Genomic DNA, 23,331 nt, shown 5'->3' on the forward strand with positions numbered 1-23,331 from the left:
GTGCTTCATCGGGCGACCTGGCTGCATCGTTCCTTCACAGGCAAGCACGTCATGCCCTGCCGCTAAATTTCAGCCACTGTCTTTCGGTGGCTGCTTGCTATTCAAAGGGCCTGCACGGGTAAATTCTCTCGTGCAGGTACCGATCCAGCGGCCCAAACTTCCGTTATAATCGCACTTTAGGCTCACTCCACTGTGTTGGAATAGAAAATGGATTATCGATTAGATCTGGACTGGGACGATTTTTTGCAACGCTATTGGCAAAAGCGTCCGGTGGTTCTGAAACGCGGCTTCAAAAACTTTATCGATCCACTCTCCCCGGATGAGTTGGCCGGGTTAGCGATGGAAAACGATGTAGACAGCCGTCTGATCAGCCATCATGATGGTCATTGGCAGGTGGCGCACGGTCCCTTCGAGAACTTTGACCACCTTGGCGAGAATAACTGGTCGCTGCTGGTGCAGGCGGTCAATCACTGGCATCAGCCTTCCAGTGCGCTGATGCGGCCGTTCCGCCAACTGCCGGACTGGCGGATGGATGACTTAATGGTCTCCTTCTCGATGCCGGGCGGCGGCGTAGGCCCACACCTCGATCAATATGATGTGTTTATTATTCAAGGCGTTGGTCGCCGTCGTTGGCGCGTGGGCGAAAAGGTGCCAATGAAGCAGTACATTCCGCACCCGGATCTGCTACAGGTTGAACCCTTTGGTGCCATTATCGACGAAGAGATGGAACCGGGCGACATTCTGTATATCCCACCGGGTTTCCCCCATGAAGGATATGCGCTGGAAAATGCGCTGAACTATTCAGTGGGCTTTCGTGCACCGAATGGCCGCGAACTGATCAGTGACTTTGCCGACTATGTGTTAGCACACGATTTGGGCAGCAGGCGCTACAGCGACCCGGACATCAAGCTGCGTGAACTCCCGGCTGACGTGCTGCCGCATGAAGTCGATACCCTGCGGCAAATGATGCTGGAGCTGGTGCAGCAACCGCAACACTTTCAGCAATGGTTCGGCGAGTTCATCTCTCAGTCACGCCACGAGTTGGATATCGCACCGCTGGAGCCGCCCTATCAAATCAGTGAAATTTACCAATTGCTGCAACAAGGTGAATCGCTTCAGCGATTAGGCGGACTGCGTGTACTGCGCATCGGCGGTCAATGCTTCATCAATGGTGAGGTAATCGACACCGATCACTTGCCAGCAGTAGATGCGTTGTGCCATAACTTCAGTGTTGATGCAGCCTTGCTTGGCGAAGCAGTGGACGATCCGTCATTTATGGCGCTGCTGGCCATGTTGGTGAACAGCGGATATTGGTATTTCACCCACTGATCCTAGCGCTGAGAAGGTGGCGGCACTGTCAGCTTTCAGGGTAGTGCCGTAGGTGCTTATGGGATTTAACGCTATTTTCCCGCTCTGCGCTGATGATTACTGCCACTGCCTGTTCCATCCCCACCAGTGACACACCGAGGCAATTGTAACCGCCGATAAACAAATTTGGACACGACAGAATGCAATTGGGTGCCATTGGTGCCACCGCAGATCGGCTTTACCCTCGGTGCGATAAAGCAGGCATTGCTGGGATTATGTGTCGCATCATGATGAAATAAGCGACACTGAGCCGGAACGGCTTTCAATTCCGCCTTTCAGCGTCTATCATGCGCGCTCTAAAGTTTTCTATTGGCGCAACTGGTTTTGAAGCTCCATTCAATCATTGGGGCAACCCTAGAAGCTTCGGCAGTCTTTTCCAGTTGCGGTTCTATCTGCATTAGACCACGGGATAGAGTGACACTATAAATGACTGAGAAATCCTCTCTGATACCTCTTATTGAACTGCATGCCCTAAGCAAAGAGTTCGACGGTAAAACGATCATTGCCGATCTCAACCTAACAATTAACCACGGTGAATTCCTTACTATTCTCGGCCCTTCCGGCTGTGGTAAAACCACAGTGCTACGTTTGATCGCTGGATTGGAGACTGTCGATCAAGGACGCATCCTGCTTGATGACCAAGACATCACCGCCATCCCCGCCGAGCAGCGTCACGTCAATACCGTATTCCAAAGCTACGCCTTGTTCCCGCATATGACGGTGTTTGAAAACGTCGCCTTTGGCTTGCGGATGCAGAAAATCCCGGCAGCCGAACTGACGCCCCGCGTCGATGAGGCACTACGCATGGTGCAATTAGATAAGTTCGCCCAGCGCCGTCCAGGCCAGCTTTCCGGTGGTCAGCAGCAGCGGGTGGCTATCGCTCGTGCCGTGGTCAATAAGCCGAAGGTGCTACTGTTGGACGAGTCGCTATCAGCGCTGGACTACAAGCTGCGCAAGCAAATGCAAAGCGAACTGAAGGCACTACAACGCAAACTGGGCATCACCTTCGTGTTCGTCACCCATGATCAAGAAGAGGCGCTGACCCTGTCAGACCGCATCGTGGTGATGCGTGACGGGCGCATTGAGCAGGACGGCACACCGCGCGAAATTTACGAGGAGCCAAAGAACCTGTTCGTCGCGCGCTTTATCGGCGAGATCAACACCTTTGACGCCGTGGTATTGCAGCGCCTTGATCCACGGCGGGTACGTGCTGATGTCGAAGGTCGCGAGTGCGACATCTATGCCGAACTGCCGGTTGAAGCAGGCCAGCGGCTGAAGGTATTGCTGCGCCCAGAAGACCTACGGGTGGAGGCAGTGAACGACGGTGCACAGCCGGATGGTCTGATCGGCTATGTACGTGAGCGCAACTACAAAGGCATGACGCTGGAATCAGTGGTCAAACTGGAGAATGGCAAGATGGTAATGGTCAGCGAATTCTTTAACGGAGACGATCCGGATGTCAACCGCTCGCTGAACCAAAAGGTGGCCGTGACTTGGGTCGAAAGCTGGGAGGTGGTGCTGGCTGATGAAGAAATCGCGTAAAGTATTTCAAAATGCGGTGATCGTCGGCGTGGTAGTTTGGCTATTGCTGTTCGTCTTCTTGCCGAATCTAATGATTATTGGCACCAGCTTTCTCACCCGCGACGACGCTACTCTGGTGCAGGGGGTGTTTACGCTCAACAACTACAGCCGGCTACTCGATCCGCTGTACGTGCAGGTGCTGTTGCATTCGTTAAATATGGCGCTGATTGCCACCTTGTGCTGCCTGGCGCTCGGTTATCCGTTCGCCTTTATCCTGGCGCGCCTACCGCAGAAGCTGCAACCCCTGTTATTGTTTCTATTGGTCGTGCCCTTCTGGACCAACTCACTGATCCGCGTTTACGGCCTAAAGCTATTCCTCAGTACCCGTGGCTACCTCAACGATGCACTGCTAAACATCGGGCTGATCGACCAACCGCTGCGTATCATGTACACCTCAGGGGCAGTGATCCTTGGGCTGGTGTACATTCTGTTGCCGTTTATGGTGCTGCCGCTTTACTCCAGCATCGAAAAGCTGGACAAGCCCTGTCTGGAGGCAGCGCGCGATCTCGGTGCCAACAAGCTACAGACTTTTATCCGCATTATAGTGCCGCTGACCATGCCAGGCATCATCGCTGGTTGCCTGCTGGTGCTGCTGCCAGCCATGGGCGTATTCTACGTGGCGGATCTGCTGGGGGGGGCCAAGAACCTACTGATCGGTAACGTGATTAAAAGCCAGTTCCTCAATATTCGCGACTGGCCGTTTGGTGCGGCCACCAGCATCTGTTTAACACTGGCGATGGGGCTATTATTACTGGTTTATTACCGGGTCACCCAGCTGCTGAACAGGCAAGAGGGGCTGGTATGATTAGGCGTCTGCTGCGCGGTGGGTTCATGGCCCTGGTTTACGCCTATTTGTATGTTCCGATCATTATCCTGATCGTTAACTCGTTCAACGCTTCGCGCTTTGGCTTCAGTTGGCAGGGTTTTACCACCCATTGGTACAGCATTTTATTCAACAACGACAGCCTACTACAAGCGGCGGGTCACTCGTTGACCATGGCGGTACTGTCCGCTACTTTCGCCGCACTGATCGGCTCGCTGGCCGCAGTAGCGCTGTATCGTTACCGTTTTCGCGGCAAACCCTTTGTGAACGGTATGCTGTTTGTGGTGATGATGTCGCCAGATATTGTGATGGCCATTTCCCTGCTGGTGCTGTTTATGCTGCTGGGGATTTCGCTCGGTTTCTGGTCGCTGCTGTTCTCGCACATCACCTTCTGTCTGCCGTTTGTGGTGGTTACCGTCTACTCGCGGCTGAAGGGGTTTGACGTGAAGATGCTCGAAGCGGCACGCGATCTCGGTGCCGGCGAAGTCACCATCCTGCGCCAGATTATCCTGCCGCTGGCGACGCCAGCAGTGGCGTCTGGCTGGCTGCTGAGCTTCACCTTATCCATGGATGACGTGGTAGTCTCTTCGTTCGTTACCGGCCCTGGCTATGAGATCTTGCCGCTGAAGATCTATTCGATGGTGAAGGTCGGTGTGTCGCCGGAGGTCAACGCCCTGGCTACCATCCTGCTGCTGCTGTCCTTGGTGCTGGTGATTGCCAGCCAATGGGTGATGCGTGACCGCAGCCCTAAAATCCAATAACGTTCTGGGTGCTGCGGCACCCCAACGTCGGATGAGTAGCGCCCTGTGGTGGTTTGCGCTTGCTCGTCTATCCCGCTGTGTTGGCGTGCAAACCAAGGAAAAGTACGCCAGCGTTACATCGCCCGGTGGCACCGACTTTACCCACTACGTCCCGGTACCTATAATCACCCTTTCTGGGGTATGGCGCACCGTTACAGGTGGCGGCGCATACCGGATCAACTCAATACTGTTGAAGGACATGCTGCATGAAAAAGTGGTCACACTTGTTGGTAGCCGGGATGATGGCGCTGAGCCTAGGCTCTGCAAATGCCTCTGATGGCAAAACGCTGTACTTCTATAACTGGACAGAATACGTTCCGCCGGGACTGCTTGAGCAGTTCACCAAAGAAACCGGCATCAAAGTGATTTACTCAACCTACGAATCCAATGAAAGCATGTACGCCAAGCTGAAAACTTACAAGGATGGCGCATACGATTTGGTGGTACCTTCCACCTACTTTATCGCCAAGATGAGCAAGGAAGGTATGCTACAAAAGATCGACAAGAGCAAGCTCAGCCACTTCAAGGATTTAAACCCCAACCTGCTGAACAAACCTTTCGATCCTGACAATGACTATTCAATCCCTTTTATCTGGGGCGCTACAGCCATTGGCGTCAACACAGATGCGATCGATCCCACCACCATCACCACCTGGGCTGATTTCTGGCAGCCACAATATAAGGGGCGTCTGTTGCTGATCGACGACGCGCGTGATGTGTTTCAAATAGCGCTGCGCAAGCTAGGCTACTCAGGCAACACCAGGGATGCCAAACAGATCGAGGCCGCCTACCATGAGTTGCAGAAGCTAATGCCAAACGTGCTGGCCTTTAACTCCGATAACCCAGGCAATCCATTTATAGAAGGGGAAGTCAATCTGGGGATGGTATGGAACGGCTCTGCGTTCGTGGCGCGCCAAGCGGGCACTCCGCTGGAGGTCGTCTGGCCAAAGGAAGGCGGCATCTTCTGGATGGACAGCCTGGCGATCCCGGCAAACGCACAGAATGTTACGGGGGCGCTAGAGCTGATCAACTTCCTGCTACGGCCGGATATTGCAGCACAGCTAGCAGAAACTATCGGTTACCCCACACCTAATCTGGCAGCGAAAAAGCTACTCTCGCCTAAAGTCGCTAACGACAAATCGCTGTACCCCGATGAAGCGGTGATCAACAACGGCGAATGGCAAAATGATGTGGGCGATGCCAGCAGGCTGTACGAAAACTACTTCCAGAAATTGAAAGCTGGGCGCTAAGCGACCTTGACCGGGCGATCACTTCGCCCCTCATTCCTCTGATCTAGGTTAATTCTCTTGCTTAGCCGAGAAAACGCTAAAACTTTGCCGTTTGGCGCGAAAGAGAGTGCCAAATCAAGGCGCAATGATCTACATCGGCAGCAAACTAAGAACCTATTTCACCAGGCTATTTTTTCGCCATTTCGGCCCTCTGGGCAGTGCTCACCATCCTCAAGGACTCCCTGTACGCTGCGGTTGTTGCGTACGATCCTAGTCCAAACTGGCTGCAACAATGTACGCCTAATAGGATAGGTTCTCAGGGAGATCCCGATCTGCCCGCGCCACCTTGCCCACCAAGAATTTGTGCACGAAATGCGGCACCACCTCGCTGGCTGGGCCGTAATGCTTTTCGTTAAACTGGTTTTCCACCTGGCTGGGTTCCAGGTTCAATTCCATGGTGTAAGCCCCTGCCAACCGTGCCTCCTGCACAAAGCTTGCCGCCGGATAGACATGGCCAGAGGTACCAATGGCGATAAAGAAATCAGCCTTAGCCAACGCCTGATAGATTTCGTCCATACCCAGCGGCATTTCCCCAAACCACACGACATGAGGACGCAGCGGTGCCGAGAGCTGGCAGCAGTGGCAACGATCCTCAACGCTGAGATCTTCAGACCAGTCGAACACCTGGCCTGAATGGGTGCAGCGCACCTTCAACAACTCGCCATGCATATGCAGCACCCGCTTGTTACCCGCGCGTTCATGCAGGTTATCGATATTCTGAGTAACCAGCAGGAAGTTTTCCCCCATCCACGCTTCCAGATCTGCCAGCGCGCGGTGCGCAGCGTTGGGCGCAACCTCTGCGGCCTGTAGCTGGCGGCGGCGCGCGTTATAAAACTCCTGCACCAATACCGGATTGCGCTGATAGCCTTCCGGCGTGGCGACGTCCTCCACCCGGTGCTGTTCCCACAGCCCATCTGCCGTGCGGAAAGTACGAATACCCGATTCGGCGGAGATGCCAGCCCCGGTCAACACCACCACAAATGGCTTTTTCAGCTCGGCCACCGCCATGATATCACGATAAAAAATACGTGAACGAAAACGCTGATGCAGCACATGCTTACTCTTGCGAAACTGACACAGCCGATGGCGAGTGTGCATTCATTTCCTCCTAAATAGGGCAGCTTCTCTGCCTGCATTTTGATTATTGCCCGCTTAACACACGCGCCGGATCGATACGGCTGGCACGTCTGGCAGGATACCAACTGGCCAGCAGGCTGAGCACGAGGGCTGTCGCCAGCACGATCACCACATCCGGCCAATGCAGCTCAGAAGGCAGAAAGTCGATGAAGTAAATGTCGCCCGATAGGAATGAATGACCGATCAGTTTTTCCACGCCCTTGGTGATAGTGGTCAGTTGTAGTGAGACGGCCACCCCTACCACCACGCCGCTCAGGCTCCCCACTAACCCAGCCAGTAGGCCGTACCAAATAAAAATGGCACGGATGAAGCCATCTTTAGCACCTAGAGTGCGCAGCACCGCGATATCTCCGCTCTTGTCCTTCACCGCCATCACCAATGTGGAAACGATATTAAAGCAAGCCACGCCGATCACCAGCACCATCGCCAGATACATAATGGCGCGGATCATCTGAATATCGCGGTACATATAACCATAAGTACTGATCCAGCTCTTGATGTAGACGTAAGCATCAGTCACCTCCCCAGCATCGCGCACCAGTTTGTTGGCGGCGAACACCTGGCTCACTTTGATGGCGATACCAGTGACGCCGTCACCTATGTCGAGATACTGTTGCGCATCGCCCAGTGGCACCAGCACCAGGCCATGATCCAATTGGCCGCTAAGTTGCATAATGCCAGTTACATGCAGGCGGATGCGCTTAGGTTGCAGTAGCTTCAGTTCAGGATCGCTGTTGGGGATCATCACCGTGACGTAAGCACCCCGTTTGACACCCAGCGCATCTGCCACGCCCTTACCCAGGATCACCTGCTGTTCGCCAGCCTTGAAATTAATCCAGGCATCGCCCTGTACGAACTGTGGCAACGCGCTGAGCTGATTTTCCTGCTGCGGGTTTACCCCTTTGATCTGTACCGCATGCAGTTGTACGCCGTTTTCCATCAGGCCAGTAAAATTGATGTAAGGCGCAGCGGCCAGAATGCCCGGCACTTTCTCCACCCGCCGTAGCATAGACAGCCAACCCTGAAGCGGCTGATTCACCGCTTCGATCTCACCATGAGGCACTACCGCCAGAATACGGTTTTGTAGTTCACGTTCGAAGCCGTTCATCGCACTCAGGCCAACGATCAGTACTGCTACCCCTAACGCAATGCCGATGGTGGAGATAACCGAAATCAGCGATACCATGCCGCCGCGCTTGCGGCCACGACTAAAGCGCAGAGCCGTCAGGAAGGAAAGTGACGCACACGCCATTACTCGCCCCCCAACAGAGTTAATGGCGTCTGAAGATGGCCATCGACCATTTCCAGTTGGCGGCTGAGGCGCTTGGCCAACTGCAAATCATGGGTCACGACTAAAAATGCCGTACCCTGGCGCACGTTCAGCTCACCCAATAAATCAAGGATGCTGTCTGCGGTGCGTTTATCCAGGTTACCGGTCGGTTCGTCCGCCAACACCAACGCTGGGTTGTTGACCAGCGCACGGGCGATCGCCACACGCTGGCGCTCACCGCCTGACAGTTCAGAGGGGCGATGTTTGCTGCGCTTCTCCAGCCCAACCGCCGCCAGCATCTCCATCGCCTTCTGCTGCGCCAGTGCGGTATGGGTGCCACCGATTAGCAACGGCATGGCGGCATTCTCTAACGCGGTAAAGTCTGGCAGCAGGTGGTGAAACTGATAGATAAAGCCGAGCTGGCGGTTGCGCAGTTCCGCCTTGGCCGCCGAAGACATGCGATTCAACGATAGGCCTTTGAAGATCACCTCGCCAGCATTCGGTGAATCCAACCCACCCAGCAGGTGCAGCAAGGTGCTTTTACCGGAACCCGAACTACCGACGATCGCCATCATCTCGCCGGGCTGCATGGCAAAATTGACATTGCGCAACACATCGGTGTGCAGGTTACCTTCCTGATAGCTCTTGCACAGGTTGTCACACTGCAGCAAACGAAGGTTACTCATAACGTAAAGCCTCAGCAGGTTGTACGGTGGCAGCACGCCATGAAGGGTAGAGCGTGGATATCAAAGACAACGCCATTGCCACCACGGCAATGAACGTCACTTGTAGCGGATCAACCGCTACTGGTAACGAAGCGCCATCAATCAATGCGCCAAGGACTGGCATCAGGTTATTCAGATTGCTGGCCAGCAGCACACCGAACAGCGTGCCGATCAGTGAACCTATGATGCCAGCACTCGCGCCCTGCACCATAAACACCGCCATGATCTGGCCGCGAGTCAGGCCTTGGGTTTGCAGGATCGCTACCTCGCTCTGTTTTTCCATCACCAGTAAACCCAGCGAAGTGATAATGTTGAACGCGGCAACCGCCACGATCAGACTAAGTAGCAGCCCCATCATGTTTTTCTCCATGTGCACCGCCTGGAACAGTTCGCCTTTGCGCTCACGCCAGTCTTTCCATTCAGTTCCTTGTGGCAGCGTCTGCTGGCTAAGGGTATCAACCATCAGCGGCTGCTGTAGGAACAGACGCCAGCCTGTAATGTTGCCAGCCGGATAACGCATCAGGCGCGATGCATCCTGCTGGTTGACCAGCAACTGATAGCTGTCCACCTCGCTGTTGGCATGAAAGGTGCCGATAATGGTGAACAGCCGTTGGCTGGGAATGCGGCCCATTGGCGTGAACTGGCTGGTACTCGGCACCATTAGCCGAAGCGAATCGCCGCGCTTGACGCCGAGCTGGCTGGCCAACTGCTCACCAATAATGATGTTGTAGTGGTTCGGTTGCAGTTGCTGCTGTTTGATATTGACTAGATAAGGGGTCAAGGGATCGGCTTCGTCCGGGTTGACACCGAGCATGACGCCAACCGCTACACTGCGGGCGCTTTGCAGCACCACATCGCCAGTGGTCAATGGCGCAACGCGGCTGACGCCCTTCAGCCCTTGAACTGCCAAGGCGGGTAGCCACTGAGGATTAATCGACCCCTGTTTACTGGTGATCAAAGCCTGTGGCATTAAGCCAAGGATGTTGTTTTCCAGATCCTTTTCAAAACCGTTCATCACCGAGAGCACGGTAACCATCGCCATCACTCCCAAGGTGATGCCGATGGTGGACAGCCAGGAAACAAACCGCCCGAAGCGGTCTGAGACACGCCCGCGCATGTAGCGCAGGCCAATGAATAACGCGACAGGTTGATACATGAAATCCGTTTTGTTGCCATGGTTAAAGCAATGTAATCATCGATAATAAAGGCTCTCCCGCGCCAAGGGAACACCCGGTGGCCTTTTATTCCACTGACAGCGCTGGCCGAAACTCAGGCAAAACCGGCCTGGCCGAACAAAATCCTGGCCGTTAACCGATTAAGTTTTAGGTTAAAAACCTGATTGTGGCATTTTTAACTGTGTCAGTTTGCTGACTGCTGGACTACTATAGCGCACAATTTAAGGCGCTTTATTGATTATTGCTGCCGGGCGCAATCCAACACGATGATTAAAGATACTTGAATGAGCATTTCCAATAGCCGCAGCTGTTCCTCATCGCACCGTTATTCTCTCCCCAAACGCGCAGGTGATCTGCGCCGATTAGGACAGTTGTTCGGTTCAGCCTGCGCCGTGGAATGCGCCGAAATCGTCGAACGCCATAACGGGCCAGTGATGCTGATCGCCCCAGACATGCAAAATGCCCTACGGCTGCGCGACGAGATCCAGCAGTTTACCGATCAAAGGGTCACCACGCTGTCCGACTGGGAAACCCTACCCTATGATGGCTTCTCGCCACATCAGGACATCATCTCTGCCCGCCTGTCGAGCCTGTATCATCTGCCTACCATGGCGCACGGGGTGATCATTTTGCCGGTCAATACCCTAATGCAGCGCGTCTGTCCGCATGAATTTCTGCATGGTTATGCGTTAGTGTTGAAAAAAGGCCAGCGCCTGTCACGCGATAAGCTGCGCAGCCAATTGGAACAGGCCGGTTACCGCAGCGTCGCGCAAGTGATGGCGCATGGCGAATTCGCCACCCGGGGTGCCTTGTTCGATCTCTACCCAATGGGCAGCGAAGAGCCATACCGTATTGACTTCTTCGACGACGAAATCGACAGCCTGCGCACCTTCGAGGTCGACAGCCAGCGCACGCTGAGCGAGGTCGACGCCATCAACCTGCTACCGGCCCATGAATTCCCAACCGACAAAAACGCCATCGAGCTATTCCGCAGTCAATGGCGTGAGCAATTTGACGTGCGCCGTGATCCTGAGCATATTTACCAGCAAGTCAGCAAAGGTACCTGGCCTGCCGGTGTCGAATATTGGCAACCGCTGTTCTTCAGCCAACCGCTGCCATCACTGTTCAGTTATCTGCCAGCCAACACCTTGATCGTCAACACCGGCAACCTTGAAAACGCCGCCACGCGCTTCTGGCAGGACATCAGCCAGCGTTACCAAAGCCGCCGCATCGATCCGATGCGTCCGCTGCTGGCACCGGATACCCTGTGGTTACGCGTCGATGCATTATTCGGCGAACTAAAAGCCTGGCCGCGCATAGCGTTAGAAACCGTAGATCTAGCGGCCCAGGCGGGTAACACCAACTTGGGCTACCGCGCCCTGCCCGATCTGGCGGTGCAGGCTCAAAACAAACTGCCGTTGGACAATTTGCACCGCTTTGTCGCAGACTTTGACGGCAGTGTAATTTTCTCGGTCGAGAGTGAGGGCCGGCGCGAGACGCTACAGGATCTACTCGGTGGTATCAAACTCGGTACCTCGTTGATCCAGCACCTCGATCAGGCACAGCCGACAGGCCGCTATATGATGGTCGGCGCTTGCGAACGCGGTTTCTTCGATAGCATGCGCAACCGGGCGCTAATCTGCGAAAGCGATCTGTTGGGCGAACGGGTCAGCCGCCGCCAGCAGGACAATCGCCGCACCATCAACACCGATACGCTGATCCGCAACCTGGCGGAGTTGCATCCAGGTCAACCAGTGGTGCACCTGGAGCACGGTGTTGGCCGCTATGTCGGTCTGACCACGCTGGAGGCCGGGGGTATTAAGGCCGAATATCTGATCCTATCCTACGCTGGCGAAGACAAGCTGTATGTGCCAGTTTCTTCGCTGCACCTGATCAGCCGTTATGCTGGCGGTGCCGACGAAAATGCCCCGTTGCACAAGTTGGGCGGCGATGCCTGGACACGCGCAAGGCAGAAGGCCGCCGAGCGGGTGCGGGATGTGGCCGCCGAACTGCTGGATATCTACGCCCAGCGCGTCGCCAAAACAGGCTTCTCTTTTAAGCACAACCGTGAACAGTATCAGCTTTTCTGCCAAACCTTCCCCTTTGAGACCACACCTGATCAGCAGCAGGCCATCAACGCTGTACTGAGCGACATGTGCCAGCCGTTAGCCATGGATCGTCTGGTGTGCGGCGATGTCGGCTTCGGTAAAACCGAGGTGGCGATGCGCGCCGCCTTCCTGGCGGTAGAAAACGGTAAACAGGTGGCGGTGTTGGTGCCCACGACCCTGCTGGCACAGCAGCACTTCGACAACTTTCGTGATCGCTTCGCCACCTGGCCGATCCGCATTGAAATGATGTCACGCTTTCGCAGCGCCAAAGAACAGCAGCAGGTACTTGACGCTGCGGCCACCGGCAAGGTGGATATCATCATCGGCACCCACAAGCTGTTACAAGGCGATCTGTGCTGGAGAGACCTGGGATTGCTGATCGTCGATGAAGAGCACCGCTTTGGCGTGCGCCATAAAGAGCGCATCAAAGCGATGCGCGCCGACGTAGACATTCTAACGCTGACTGCCACCCCCATTCCACGCACCTTGAATATGGCGATGAGCGGCATGCGCGACCTGTCTATTATCGCCACCCCACCCGCACGCCGTCTGGCAGTAAAAACCTTCGTACGCGAATATGACAGCCTGATGGTGCGTGAAGCGATCCTACGTGAGGTACTACGTGGCGGGCAGGTTTATTATCTGTACAACGATGTGGAGAACATCGAGAAGGCCGCGCAAAAGCTAGCGGAACTGGTGCCAGAAGCGCGTATCGCCATCGGCCACGGTCAGATGCGCGAACGCAATTTGGAGCGGGTGATGAACGATTTCCACCATCAACGCTTCAACGTGCTGGTTTGCACCACCATTATCGAAACCGGCATCGATATTGCCAGCGCCAATACCATTATTATCGAGCGCGCCGACCGCTTTGGGCTGGCACAACTGCACCAGTTGCGAGGCCGTGTCGGGCGTTCACACCATCAGGCTTACGCCTACCTGCTAACACCCCATCCGCAAGCCATGAGCGCCGATGCGCAAAAACGGTTGGCAGCTATCGCCTCGCTGGAGGATCTGGGTGCTGGCTTCGCGCTAGCCACCCATGATCTAGAAATTCGTGGTGCAGGCGAGTTGTTGGGAGAAGATCAGAGCGGCCAGATGACCACCATCGGCTTCTCGTTGTATATGGAATTGCTGGAAAGCGCAGTTGACGCACTGAAAAATGGCCGCGAACCGTCGCTGGAAGATCTCACCAGTAGCCAGGCGGAAGTAGAGTTACGCATGCCAACCCTGCTGCCGGACGACTTCGTGCCAGACGTCAATACCCGTTTATCGTTCTATAAACGCATTGCCAGCGCCAAAAATGGCAACGATCTGGAAGAGCTAAAGGTGGAGCTGATTGACCGTTTCGGCGTGCTGCCAGAACCGGCGCGCAACCTGTTGCAAAGCGCAGCGCTGCGCCAGCACGCACAAATGCTGGGGATCAAACGCATTGAGGGTAATGAGCATGGCGGATTTATTGAGTTCGGCGACAACAACTGTGTCGATCCGGGTTACCTGATCGGCCTGCTGCAAAGCAATCCACAGGTATATCGCCTCGACGGACCAAGCAAATTAAAGTTTATGCTCGATTTGAGCGATCGCCAGACGCGGCTGAAGTTTACTAAAGATCTGCTAAGCACCTTCTTGGCGCACAGGCTGGTGCTATCGACTTAGCCCTCCCTCCTGTCGCAGGCTGATTCACCCGATGATAGTAACGGGTGTTCTACTGGCTCTCCTCCGGCGAGGCGGACATCCCGAAGAGGGTAAGAAAGTATCGAACTGCTTGCCACGACAATCGGCATGCTGCACACCTTTCATACCAGGGGAGTCAGTTGGTTAAAGTAGGAGCCTATCCCTGTAGGCGTGCTTGTTTTAAAATTTATGTTCCTAAGAGAGGTCATTGAAGGGGGCAAAGCCCCCTATGTATCTATCTTTCTGCCGATATTTTTTTATTCCAAATGTATGTCTCTTTGCCATCAGAGTTAATTGTTTTGTCAGGAACGCTTTGGCATCCCTACTTAAAACGTGCTCCATTCCCGACACGCTCAGCAATTCCACAGTTCTCCCGGTTATAGCCACCCAGCAGAGCCAGCGATAATAGCGCCTAGCTACTGGTATCTAATGCCGGGAAGTGCTTCACCAGATCGTCGATCGCTTTCATCTGCACCAGGAATGGCTCCAGCTTGTCCAACGGCAGCGCGGACGGCCCGTCGCACTTGGCACTGTTCGGTTCCGGGTGCGCCTCAATGAAGAGACCAGCCAGACCAACCGCCATGCCAGCGCGCGCCAGCTCAGTCACTTGTGCACGACGCCCGCCAGAAGCAGCACCGAACGGATCGCGGGTTTGCAGCGCATGGGTCACATCGAAGATCACTGGATGCCCACCGGTTACGTTCTTCATCACGTTGATGCCCAGCATGTCAACTACCAGGTTGTCGTAGCCAAAGTTACTGCCACGATCGCACAAGATCACCTGATCGTTACCGCCTTCCTTGAATTTATCGACGATATTGCCCATTTGACCAGGGCTGACAAATTGCGGTTTCTTCACGTTAATTACCGCGCCAGTTTTCGCCATCGCTGCCACCAAATCAGTCTGGCGCGCCAGGAATGCCGGTAGCTGGATCACGTCTACCACTTCAGACACCGGCAGTGCCTGCGCCGCTTCATGAACATCGGTGATAATTTTCACGCCAAAGGTTTTTTTGATTTCTTCGAAAATCCTCATCCCTTCTTCCAGCCCCGGCCCCCGGTACGAGTGGATGGAAGAACGGTTAGCTTTATCAAAAGAAGCTTTGAAAACGTAAGGTATGCCCAGTTTTTGCGTCACAGTGACGTAGTGCTCGCAGAGACTCATCGCCATATCACGCGATTCCAGCACGTTCATACCACCAAACAGCACAAACGGCAGATCGTTCGCTACATTAATGTCACCAATACTAACCACTTTCTGTTTCATACTTTGCCTTTAAGTAAATCGAATCAATTAGTTAATGCAGCGTGACTCGCTTCCGATCCATCGTGTAGATGTGTAATTTAATCACTTCGCTCACCGGATCTTCAGGACACTGCTCGACAAAATAGTTAAGGTCGGAAATGGCGATATGGTTGCACTCAAGCTGGGCATAAATCAGCCCACGGTCACGGATCTCGTAAGGATCGTCTGGGTCAAAGCACAAGGCGGTTTCGCTGGCACTCAGTGCCATTTCCATCTGTTTTTCTTCTATCAGGGCGGCTTTCAAAGCATCAAGCATCTTACGCACCACCATGAGGTTATCCGATTCGTCGAGATCGTTGTCTTCCAACTCAGCACACAGCCCCAAGCTACCTTTGATCCACACTTCCAATTGATGCTCGTTTAGCGTTTCACCGTTCAACGGGTTGATCAGCCACATTTCATCATCTAGCCAGTCGGCACGTAAAATAAGCTGAGTGGGGAAAATTACCGGCATCAGCGGCAGATCCAACTGGTGTGCGATATGCAAGAAAATGGTGCCCAATGATACCGGGGTACCCCGACGCTCTTCCAACACCTTATCCAACCAGATGGCATCGGACAGGCGATAAACACCACCAACGCCGCCGAAACCCCAGATAGTGAAGAAAAGCTCAATAAGTGCGTCCAGTTGCTGCTCCTGATTGAGATCATCCGGCATCGCTGCGCGCGCTTCATCGACCAACTGCTGTAGCTTGCGCTCAACCTCGGCCACCGGAAAATCGCGCCGTATAGACTGTGACACGAGGATCACACCGGCACTCAGTGGCGAGGTGTTAAATTCAAAATCCGCAATACGGCTCATAGGTATCCCATCAGAAACGGTATTTTCGTCGTGGCAAGTTTAATTATCAGATACAAGCAACCCAACGCCAGAACGCACAGTTTCTGACTTTTGCTCTTCATATCCAAGGTGGCGTAGCCAAGCAGGATGGAGATAATAACGCCAAACAATTTCTCGGTCAGCCATGAGTCCATAGCCAGCAACGGATAAAACCCGAATATCACCACCAGCATGATGCCACTGGCAAACAGCAGTGTGTCATTAGGGTGCGGTGCAACCTGAACCCAACGCCAATTCATGATAGCCGATTTACGCCACTGCCAAAAGAAACGCAGCATAAACAAGGTGATACTAATGAAAACCGTTAGCAAATGACAACCTTTCAACACAGTGTATGCGGTCATGGTGCTTCCTTACATTGCCTTACGCTTCGTTATTATCAATTTTGGGTCACGGCGGATGGCCACTGGCCGAGGGTCACGCGCTCATTGTTGCCGTAATCACGGTAAGTGGCAACCGCCATAAATCCAGCGGCCAGCATTAGCGCGCGCACACTGCGACCCTGCTGCCAGCCGTGTTCCAGCAATAGCCAGCCCTGAGGTTGCAGATGCTGCGGTGCCTGGCGCACGATGGCGTCCAAATCCGCCAGCCCCTGTTGCGCCGCTACCAGCGCGCTGGCAGGTTCAAAACGTACATCGCCCTGCGTCAGGTGCGCGTCGTCAGCGTCGATATACGGCGGGTTGCTGGCGATTAATGCAAAATGCTGGGGGGCCAGTGAACTGAACCAGTTACCCTGTAAGAATTGCACATTGCTGATCGTCAGCTTCCGCGCATTATGCTGTGCCAGTGCCAGCGCGTCGGGCTGCACATCAACGCCAATGACCGTACAATCTGGCCGTTCGCTGGCCAGCGCTAGCGCGATGGCACCCGTGCCAGTGCCAAGATCGAGAATGTGGCATGACGCGATCGGTAGGCGTTCCAGCGCCAGTGCTACCAGGCATTCGCTATCCGGGCGCGGGATCAAGGTGGCAGGGGAAACCGACAGCGGTAGCGACCAGAATTCACGCTCACCGACCAGATAGGCTACTGGTTCACCCTGTTCACGACGTACCAGCAGCGCTTCCAGTTGCTGCTGCTGGTGCGGCGTCAGTCGCGTTTCATCGAACGCCAGCAGAAAGGTTCTGGCCCGGCCAGTAACAAACCCCAGCAAGATTTCCGCATCGCGTCTGGGGCTATCGCTGTGCGTTAACCGGGCAGCGGCGGCTTTCAGCCAGTGGTGATAATCCATCACTCCTGCTCAGCAGACAGCGCGGCAAGTTGGTCGGCCTGGTATTCCTGCACGATCGGTTGGATCAGCATGTCCAGCTTGCCTGCCATCACCTCGTCCAGACGATACAGTGTCAGATTGATGCGGTGATCGGTCACGCGCCCCTGCGGGAAGTTGTAGGTGCGGTTGCGGTCAGAACGATCACCGCTACCCAGCAGGTTGCGGCGGGTTGAGGCTTCTGCCTGTTGGCGTTTAGCCATTTCGGCAGCACGGATACGTGCGCCGAGCACCGACATCGCCTTGGCCTTATTCTTGTGCTGCGAACGCTCGTCTTGGCATTCCACGACAATGCCAGTCGGCAGGTGGGTGATGCGGATCGCCGAGTCGGTGGTATTAACATGCTGACCACCCGCGCCAGAAGAGCGGAAAGTGTCGATTTTCAGATCACTTTGAGTGATGTCCGGCATTTCAGCCTCTGGCACTTCCGGCATCACCGCCACAGTGCATGCGGAGGTGTGGATACGCCCCTGAGACTCGGTTTCCGGCACCCGCTGCACACGGTGACCACCCGATTCAAACTTCAATTGGCCATAGACACCCTCGCCAGAGACTTTGGCGATCACCTCTTTGTAGCCACCGTGTTCTCCCTCATTAGCGCTGATCATTTCTACACGCCAGCGGCGAGTTTCGGCATAGCGGCTATACATGCGGAACAAATCGCCGGCAAAGATCGCCGCCTCATCGCCGCCGGTACCAGCGCGCACTTCCAGGAAACAGCCGCCCTCATCGTCAGGATCTTTTGGCAACAGCAGCACTTGTAGCTGTTGTTCCAGTTCTTTGGTTGTCGCTTTGGCCTGCTTGAGTTCTTCTTGCGCCATTTCGCGCATTTCTGGATCGTCTTGCATCATTTCTGCCGTCGCCAAATCCCCCTGTATCTGACGCCATTTAAGGAAGCAGCGGCTGACATCAGTCAATTGTGCATATTCTCGCGACAGTGCACGAAACCGATCCTGCTCAGCAATAACGCCAGCATCGCCGAGCAACGCCTGCACTTCTTCATAGCGCTCTTGTAACGCTTCCAGTTTGGCAACAATAGAAGGCTTCATGCGTGGTATTAGACCCTGTTAATTAAGAAAACTAATGCTAATCCAGCCGGAGGCTGTTGCGTAATAATTGCAACCGCTCCACATCGCCATCGCTGGCAGCCTGCTGGAGGGATTTGGTGGGGGCATGGATAAGACGGTTGGTCAATCTATACGCCAACTCGTGGATAACCTGTTCAACATTGGCACCCTGTGCAATGGCGGCCAATGCTTTGGCTTCCATTCCCGCACGAATTTGCTCGGCCTGCGAGCGGTAATCACGAATGATTTCCACCGCCCCCTGCGAACGTAACCAAGCCATAAAATTGGTGCTTTCCTGCTCTATGATCACTTCTGCCTGCGCCGCTGCAGCCTTACGCTGCGCCAGGTTGTTATGGATGATGGCGTGCAGATCGTCCACACTGTACAAATAAGCATTAGCCAGTTTGCCGACCTCCGGCTCGATATCGCGTGGCACAGCGATATCCACCAGCAGCATAGGCTGGTAGCGGCGCGCTTTTAGCGCCCGTTCCACCATCCCTTTACCGATGATCGGCAACGGGCTGGCGGTAGAGCTGATGATAATATCTGCATCCGCCAGACGTTGGTCAATTTCCAGCAAGGTGATCACTTCCGCGCCGACTTCACCCGACAGCCTTTGAGCACGTTCGCGGGTACGGTTAGCAATGATCATATGCCGCACTTTGTGCTCGCGCAGATGTCGTGCGACCAACTCGATGGTTTCACCGGCACCAACCAGCAACACGTTCAGATCGGCCAGCGATTCGAAGATTTGACGTGCCAGTGTACAGGCAGCAAAGGCAACAGATACGGCGTTAACACCGATTTCGGTTTCGGTGCGCACGCGTTTGGCGACGGAGAAGGAAGTTTGGAACAGGCGATCCAGCTCACCGGAGAGCGACTGGCCACGCTGGGATTCAGCGAAGGCTCTTTTCACCTGCCCGAGGATCTGAGGCTCACCCAATACCAACGAATCCAGTCCGCTGGCCACGCGCATCAGGTGGCTGACCGCGTCGTTATCGTGATGCCAATAGAGGCTTTGTTGCACATCTTCGGGGCGAAGGTGATGATACTCACACAGCCAGGCAACCAGGTGTTCGTGGATATGTTCCAGTTGCTCTACGCTAATGTACAGCTCGGTGCGGTTGCAGGTAGACAACACCACACCGCCCTGCACCAACGGTTGTTGGAGCAAACTGGTCAGCACCTGATCGAGAGACTCTGGTGAGAAGGCCACCCTTTCACGCAGAGAAACCGGAGCGGTTTTATGATTAATACCTAACGCTAGCAGGGTCATTGCCTAGAGTAATACTTATCTTGATATGGTTTCTCGTTGCAGGGCATTCTACTTGATGCACGGGAGCAATAAAAGCCACAACCGAATCTTGCATTCAATCACTAACTGTGGGCCAAGAAAACCAATAAATTAATAAATTACATCCAGTTACCAATAAACTGCTTAATCGGCACGCGCCTCCGGGGCGTAAATGCAACCTACGCCAATCATACGTAGCGAAACTATTACAAGATTATGGACTAAAAGCACGCCCCCGGAGAACGGAGGCGACGAAAACCTTTCAACGAGCGTTAAAGAAGGCATCATGCGTTTCTAGGCAGGATGGGAAAGCGGTTAGCTTGTCTTTCTAAACCTCCCCAAACGGGTGATTTTATTGTAAACAGCCTTTGAGAAACTGATGGAAAAATCATCAACCGGCACAACAAAGCGTGCCAGCACAATGCTGAAGAATATAGACGCGGCCGATACGGCCAACATGCTAACCACTGAATCGTTAGCAAAGTCGCGTGTTAAATATATCGTCAATATAATGACTGGCATATGAATGATATAAATAGGGAAAGAAAGCTTACCTAAATAAACGAACCATTTCTTTTCCAGAATGTGGCTAATTACGCTGCTAATCAAGACGCCATAGACAATAAAAATGCCAGAAAGGAAGTTCAGGATCAAATATGAATGTTTTTTCAAAAACTTCGTTATCCACTCATAACTGCTGCTGTCATTGTGGATACCAGCAAAATAAAACCCTACAATAATCAGCAAAATGCCGAGAAAGTTATTTTTATAATTAATATTAAAGACTGAATAGATAAAGCCACAATAAAAGCACACCATACTCAATCCCATAGTGACATTGAATGGCAACAGAGCGAGCGATGCAATGAGAAACACTGCTAACGATAGTATTTTGTTTCTTTTTAATAAAATACAGGCCATATAAACATACAGCGAACCGATCAGTTCAATTTTCATGGTCCATAAGACCGGGTTGTAAGCTTGTCCATCCCATACAGGCACACCTAAGAAGGAGCCTATAGCACCGTAGAGAAATGCGCCGATCAGCGTCGGATTCGCAATGATGAAGCTATTCAGCCATTCAGATGCACCGGGCAAATTATAATTACTCCCGGAAATATAGAAGAGAATAACGAACATCAGCAAACACGAAAAAGTGGCTGGGATCGCCAGCCTAAAATAGCGCGTAAAGGATGTCAGATAATAATATCCGTCCGTCTTTTTTTCTATCCCTCTAGATAACACGATACCACTCATCACGAAAAAGATGAAAACAGCAGAAGTTCCAGAGTATAAAAAGGCAAAAATTGAGTTATGGATATAATTTTGAACTGGAAACTTCGCAGGTATTTTACCCCCATCTATATTGTGTAAATAGATGAAGTAAACCAAAGATAAATGAGATAACACTACCACTAGGCTGGCAATCCCCCGGACAGAGTCGAGACATTTCAGTTTTGTTACCATACGAGGAGGTAATGTATTCATAAGAAAATCTCTGTAGGCTTATAAGATTAAAGAATAATAGCAGCATGTTACCATTTTGCAATCTAGCCACCCCAGCGTAATAATATTGTGGCTTTGTTGAATAAGTCAGGAAAAGGGTACCGTTCTGCCATGGCAAATGCTGTTATGCGAGGCGGCCCCCCCAGTAGCGTCATTCGGTGAAGTGCTTTTATCATCACCATCACTTCACCCACCTGGGCGTCATAGTCCCACATACTTAGGTAGTCACCAAAGAGCGTTTTAATCCAGAACATTGCCGTTGCCCAATTCAACGGCGTTACAAATCCACAGTGCAACGGGAGCGCTTATAAGAGCAGGCATGCTCACTGCCAAGGATTAAACCCGCTAAGCTCGCGTGATTAGGCCATGTTGGCATATCATTATTGACGCTACCTCTTTCCATCGTTAGCGTGGGTATCCATTTCGCTGCGCACGCCCAAAAGGACAACAGAAAGTCATGCCAATCTGCAAAGTTAGTTTGCTGCGTTTGATCCCGCTGGCCAGCCTGGTGCTGACCGCCTGTACCACGACCAAGCCGGCCACCAGCCTTAGCTCACCACAGTGGCACACCCACCAGCAGGCGGTGCAGCAGCTTAGCCAATACCAGACCCGTGGCTCCTTTGCCTATCTGTCCGACAAGAAAAAGGTTTACGCGCGTTTCTTCTGGCAACAATATTCCCCGGAGCATTATCGTTTACTGCTGACCAACCCACTGGGCAGTACCGAAGTGGATCTGAACGTGCGGCCAAACGTGGTGCAATTGACCGACCATCAGGGCAAGCGCTACGTCAGCGACAACGCCGAGGAGATGATCCACAGATTGAGCGGTATGGCGATCCCACTGAACAACCTGCGCCAATGGATACTCGGCCTGCCAGGTGGATCCAACGACTTCACGCTGGATGATCGGTACCGTCTGAGCAGGTTGAACTATCAGCAAGGTAACCTGAGCTGGGCGGTGGATTACCAAGACTACAGCGGCGCGATCACACCGCCATTGCCAAGCCGGCTGGAACTGAAACAAGGTGACCAGCGTATCAAACTAAAAATAGATAGCTGGGCGCTCAAATGATTCGCCAGTGGCCCTCTCCCGCTAAGCTCAACCTGTTTTTATATATCACCGGTCAACGTGAGGACGGTTATCACCTGTTACAGACGCTATTCCAGTTCCTCGATTACAGCGATACCCTGACCTTAGACCCGCGCCAAGACGACAGCATTCGTCTGCTGACACCGCTAGACGGCGTGCCAGATGAGCACAACCTGATCGTGCGTGCCGCTCGCCTGCTACAACAATATTGTGATCGCTGCGGGCTACTCAGCGCGCCACGCGGTGCCGACATCAGCATCGACAAACGCCTGCCGATGGGCGGCGGTTTAGGCGGTGGCTCCTCCAACGCCGCCACCGTATTGGTAGCGCTGAACGAATTGTGGCGCTGCGGACTGAGTAACAACCAGTTGGCTGAGTTAGGGCTAAGGCTTGGTGCCGACGTCCCCGTCTTCGTGCACGGCTATGCGGCATTCGCCGAAGGTATCGGCGAACAGTTGCAGCCAGCTAACCCGCCGGAGAAGTGGTATCTGGTGGCTCATCCTGGCATCAATATCCCTACCCCGGTGATTTTCGGCGACGCGGAATTGAAACGCGATACCCCAGTTCGCTGCTTAAATGAGCTGTTATTGGCTCCTTACGCAAATGATTGCGAACCGATTGCAAGAAAACGTTTTCGTGAGGTTGAACAGCTTGTTTCATGGCTGTTAGAATACGCTCCGTCACGCCTGACTGGCACTGGTTCTTGTGTGTTTGCAGAATTCGACACAGAAATCTCCGCTCGTCAGGTGTTAAATCAAGCTCCGGTGTGGTTGCGTGGTTTTGTCGCGCGTGGGGTTAACATTTCTCCACTACATCGCATCCGTACCGGGCAGTTTGAGTCGTAGCTCAACGTTTCGCTACGCAGGGTCATGCGCAACCTAGCCCTATTATCCCTGTGCCGTATGCGGTCTCAATGTAGTGTTACATACCCATATGTATATTGCGTCGGCACCGCCAACTGTGCCCCTGGCGAAGGCCGTATGACAATATATTCTCTGGACGCAAGCCTGAGG

Annotated in this window: 19 protein-coding genes and 2 pseudogenes; 8 read left to right on the forward strand and 13 right to left on the reverse strand. The window is 53.5% G+C overall.

Annotated elements, in window-relative coordinates; translation table 11 throughout:
• The first annotated feature begins 207 nt into the window (after positions 1 to 207).
• On the forward strand, positions 208 to 1,329 hold the full coding sequence (locus tag SYMBAF_RS06630; protein WP_040265817.1) for a ribosomal protein uL16 3-hydroxylase: 1,122 nt from the start codon (positions 208 to 210) through the stop codon (positions 1,327 to 1,329).
• Positions 1,330 to 1,357: 28 nt separating this feature from the next.
• Here the strand turns inward: SYMBAF_RS06630 and SYMBAF_RS06635 are convergent.
• Positions 1,358 to 1,568, reverse strand: a pseudogene (locus SYMBAF_RS06635) (peptidase T); the annotation flags it as partial.
• A 226-nt stretch (positions 1,569 to 1,794) separates the two neighbouring features.
• Here SYMBAF_RS06635 and potA point away from each other — a divergent pair.
• From potA to potD, 4 genes are all read left to right on the forward strand, one after another.
• A complete protein-coding gene (gene potA / locus SYMBAF_RS06640; RefSeq protein ID WP_040265815.1) occupies positions 1,795 to 2,910 on the forward strand; it encodes a spermidine/putrescine ABC transporter ATP-binding protein PotA in 1,116 nt (371 codons plus the stop codon).
• Entirely contained in the window at positions 2,894 to 3,754 is an 861-nt protein-coding gene (gene potB / locus SYMBAF_RS06645) for a spermidine/putrescine ABC transporter permease PotB (protein ID WP_040265813.1), read from the forward strand. The genes potA and potB overlap by 17 nt, the downstream gene beginning before the upstream one ends.
• Entirely contained in the window at positions 3,751 to 4,533 is a 783-nt protein-coding gene (potC, locus tag SYMBAF_RS06650; protein WP_040265812.1) for a spermidine/putrescine ABC transporter permease PotC, read from the forward strand. Before potB ends, potC begins: the two co-directional genes overlap by 4 nt.
• Positions 4,534 to 4,778: 245 nt before the next feature.
• On the forward strand, positions 4,779 to 5,822 hold the full coding sequence (gene potD / locus SYMBAF_RS06655; protein ID WP_040265811.1) for a spermidine/putrescine ABC transporter substrate-binding protein PotD: 1,044 nt from the start codon (positions 4,779 to 4,781) through the stop codon (positions 5,820 to 5,822).
• A gap of 279 nt (positions 5,823 to 6,101) precedes the next feature.
• Here potD and cobB read toward each other — a convergent pair whose 3' ends face one another.
• From cobB to lolC, 4 genes are read right to left on the reverse strand one after another with little or no spacing between them, the layout of a single operon-like run.
• Positions 6,102 to 6,959, reverse strand: a complete 858-nt coding sequence (cobB, locus tag SYMBAF_RS06660; protein ID WP_040265810.1) for a Sir2 family NAD+-dependent deacetylase — start codon at positions 6,957 to 6,959, stop codon at positions 6,102 to 6,104.
• 43 nt (positions 6,960 to 7,002) lie between these two features.
• Complete coding sequence (gene lolE / locus SYMBAF_RS06665) at positions 7,003 to 8,250, reverse strand: lipoprotein-releasing ABC transporter permease subunit LolE (RefSeq protein ID WP_040265809.1); 1,248 nt, start codon at positions 8,248 to 8,250, stop codon at positions 7,003 to 7,005.
• Complete coding sequence (gene lolD / locus SYMBAF_RS06670; protein ID WP_040265808.1) at positions 8,250 to 8,954, reverse strand: lipoprotein-releasing ABC transporter ATP-binding protein LolD; 705 nt, start codon at positions 8,952 to 8,954, stop codon at positions 8,250 to 8,252. Before lolD ends, lolE begins: the two co-directional genes overlap by 1 nt.
• Positions 8,947 to 10,149, reverse strand: coding sequence for a lipoprotein-releasing ABC transporter permease subunit LolC (gene lolC / locus SYMBAF_RS06675; RefSeq protein WP_040265807.1), 1,203 nt, complete (start codon positions 10,147 to 10,149; stop codon positions 8,947 to 8,949). Before lolC ends, lolD begins: the two co-directional genes overlap by 8 nt.
• Before the next feature lie 303 nt (positions 10,150 to 10,452).
• On the opposite strand from lolC, the gene mfd reads away from it, so the two are divergent.
• The gene (gene mfd, locus SYMBAF_RS06680; protein WP_040265806.1) at positions 10,453 to 13,932 is read left to right on the forward strand and encodes a transcription-repair coupling factor; all 3,480 of its coding nucleotides are present in this window, start codon (positions 10,453 to 10,455) and stop codon (positions 13,930 to 13,932) included.
• Positions 13,933 to 14,362: 430 nt separating this feature from the next.
• Here mfd and kdsA read toward each other — a convergent pair whose 3' ends face one another.
• From kdsA to SYMBAF_RS17610, 8 genes and pseudogenes are all read right to left on the reverse strand, one after another.
• On the reverse strand, positions 14,363 to 15,217 hold the full coding sequence (gene kdsA, locus SYMBAF_RS06685) for a 3-deoxy-8-phosphooctulonate synthase (protein ID WP_040265804.1): 855 nt from the start codon (positions 15,215 to 15,217) through the stop codon (positions 14,363 to 14,365).
• Between the two features lie 31 nt (positions 15,218 to 15,248).
• The gene (gene sirB1 / locus SYMBAF_RS06690) at positions 15,249 to 16,058 is read right to left on the reverse strand and encodes an invasion regulator SirB1 (RefSeq protein ID WP_040265802.1); all 810 of its coding nucleotides are present in this window, start codon (positions 16,056 to 16,058) and stop codon (positions 15,249 to 15,251) included.
• On the reverse strand, positions 16,055 to 16,441 hold the full coding sequence (locus SYMBAF_RS06695) for a SirB2 family protein (RefSeq protein ID WP_006708103.1): 387 nt from the start codon (positions 16,439 to 16,441) through the stop codon (positions 16,055 to 16,057). Before SYMBAF_RS06695 ends, sirB1 begins: the two co-directional genes overlap by 4 nt.
• A gap of 35 nt (positions 16,442 to 16,476) precedes the next feature.
• On the reverse strand, positions 16,477 to 17,325 hold the full coding sequence (gene prmC / locus SYMBAF_RS06700; RefSeq protein WP_006708104.1) for a peptide chain release factor N(5)-glutamine methyltransferase: 849 nt from the start codon (positions 17,323 to 17,325) through the stop codon (positions 16,477 to 16,479).
• On the reverse strand, positions 17,325 to 18,410 hold the full coding sequence (gene prfA / locus SYMBAF_RS06705) for a peptide chain release factor 1 (protein ID WP_006708105.1): 1,086 nt from the start codon (positions 18,408 to 18,410) through the stop codon (positions 17,325 to 17,327). Before prfA ends, prmC begins: the two co-directional genes overlap by 1 nt.
• 37 nt (positions 18,411 to 18,447) lie before the next feature.
• Positions 18,448 to 19,704: a glutamyl-tRNA reductase gene (gene hemA / locus SYMBAF_RS06710; protein ID WP_040265800.1), complete on the reverse strand. Its 1,257-nt coding sequence runs from the start codon at positions 19,702 to 19,704 to the stop codon at positions 18,448 to 18,450.
• A 333-nt stretch (positions 19,705 to 20,037) separates the two neighbouring features.
• The gene (locus SYMBAF_RS06715) at positions 20,038 to 21,210 is read right to left on the reverse strand and encodes an acyltransferase family protein (RefSeq protein ID WP_052447821.1); all 1,173 of its coding nucleotides are present in this window, start codon (positions 21,208 to 21,210) and stop codon (positions 20,038 to 20,040) included.
• A gap of 62 nt (positions 21,211 to 21,272) precedes the next feature.
• Positions 21,273 to 21,488: pseudogene (locus SYMBAF_RS17610) on the reverse strand (hypothetical protein); the annotation flags it as partial.
• Between the two features lie 197 nt (positions 21,489 to 21,685).
• Here SYMBAF_RS17610 and lolB point away from each other — a divergent pair.
• Together lolB and ispE are read left to right on the forward strand one after the other, a co-directional pair.
• Positions 21,686 to 22,300, forward strand: a complete 615-nt coding sequence (gene lolB / locus SYMBAF_RS06720) for a lipoprotein insertase outer membrane protein LolB (protein ID WP_040265797.1) — start codon at positions 21,686 to 21,688, stop codon at positions 22,298 to 22,300.
• Positions 22,297 to 23,163 (forward strand): 4-(cytidine 5'-diphospho)-2-C-methyl-D-erythritol kinase, encoded by an 867-nt coding sequence (gene ispE / locus SYMBAF_RS06725; protein ID WP_040265795.1) that lies wholly within the window; start codon positions 22,297 to 22,299, stop codon positions 23,161 to 23,163. The genes lolB and ispE overlap by 4 nt, the downstream gene beginning before the upstream one ends.
• The last annotated feature ends 168 nt before the right edge of the window (positions 23,164 to 23,331 follow it).

Origin of the sequence: Serratia symbiotica, assembly GCF_000821185.2 — a bacterium.
In the GTDB taxonomy this organism is placed as follows: Bacteria; Pseudomonadota; Gammaproteobacteria; order Enterobacterales; family Enterobacteriaceae; genus Serratia; species Serratia symbiotica.

What these genes read in the sequence shown, in the direction of transcription:
- SYMBAF_RS06630 (WP_040265817.1), top strand. Translation starts at nt 208, where the DNA reads ATGGATTATCGATTAGATCTGGACTGGGACGATTTTTTGCAACGCTAT.
- potA (WP_040265815.1), top strand. Translation starts at nt 1,795, where the DNA reads ATGACTGAGAAATCCTCTCTGATACCTCTTATTGAACTGCATGCCCTA.
- potB (WP_040265813.1), top strand. Translation starts at nt 2,894, where the DNA reads ATGAAGAAATCGCGTAAAGTATTTCAAAATGCGGTGATCGTCGGCGTG.
- potC (WP_040265812.1), top strand. Translation starts at nt 3,751, where the DNA reads ATGATTAGGCGTCTGCTGCGCGGTGGGTTCATGGCCCTGGTTTACGCC.
- potD (WP_040265811.1), top strand. Translation starts at nt 4,779, where the DNA reads ATGAAAAAGTGGTCACACTTGTTGGTAGCCGGGATGATGGCGCTGAGC.
- cobB (WP_040265810.1), bottom strand. Translation starts at nt 6,959, where the DNA reads ATGCACACTCGCCATCGGCTGTGTCAGTTTCGCAAGAGTAAGCATGTG.
- lolE (WP_040265809.1), bottom strand. Translation starts at nt 8,250, where the DNA reads ATGGCGTGTGCGTCACTTTCCTTCCTGACGGCTCTGCGCTTTAGTCGT.
- lolD (WP_040265808.1), bottom strand. Translation starts at nt 8,954, where the DNA reads ATGAGTAACCTTCGTTTGCTGCAGTGTGACAACCTGTGCAAGAGCTAT.
- lolC (WP_040265807.1), bottom strand. Translation starts at nt 10,149, where the DNA reads ATGTATCAACCTGTCGCGTTATTCATTGGCCTGCGCTACATGCGCGGG.
- mfd (WP_040265806.1), top strand. Translation starts at nt 10,453, where the DNA reads ATGAGCATTTCCAATAGCCGCAGCTGTTCCTCATCGCACCGTTATTCT.
- kdsA (WP_040265804.1), bottom strand. Translation starts at nt 15,217, where the DNA reads ATGAAACAGAAAGTGGTTAGTATTGGTGACATTAATGTAGCGAACGAT.
- sirB1 (WP_040265802.1), bottom strand. Translation starts at nt 16,058, where the DNA reads ATGAGCCGTATTGCGGATTTTGAATTTAACACCTCGCCACTGAGTGCC.
- SYMBAF_RS06695 (WP_006708103.1), bottom strand. Translation starts at nt 16,441, where the DNA reads ATGACCGCATACACTGTGTTGAAAGGTTGTCATTTGCTAACGGTTTTC.
- prmC (WP_006708104.1), bottom strand. Translation starts at nt 17,325, where the DNA reads ATGGATTATCACCACTGGCTGAAAGCCGCCGCTGCCCGGTTAACGCAC.
- prfA (WP_006708105.1), bottom strand. Translation starts at nt 18,410, where the DNA reads ATGAAGCCTTCTATTGTTGCCAAACTGGAAGCGTTACAAGAGCGCTAT.
- hemA (WP_040265800.1), bottom strand. Translation starts at nt 19,704, where the DNA reads ATGACCCTGCTAGCGTTAGGTATTAATCATAAAACCGCTCCGGTTTCT.
- SYMBAF_RS06715 (WP_052447821.1), bottom strand. Translation starts at nt 21,210, where the DNA reads ATGAATACATTACCTCCTCGTATGGTAACAAAACTGAAATGTCTCGAC.
- lolB (WP_040265797.1), top strand. Translation starts at nt 21,686, where the DNA reads ATGCCAATCTGCAAAGTTAGTTTGCTGCGTTTGATCCCGCTGGCCAGC.
- ispE (WP_040265795.1), top strand. Translation starts at nt 22,297, where the DNA reads ATGATTCGCCAGTGGCCCTCTCCCGCTAAGCTCAACCTGTTTTTATAT.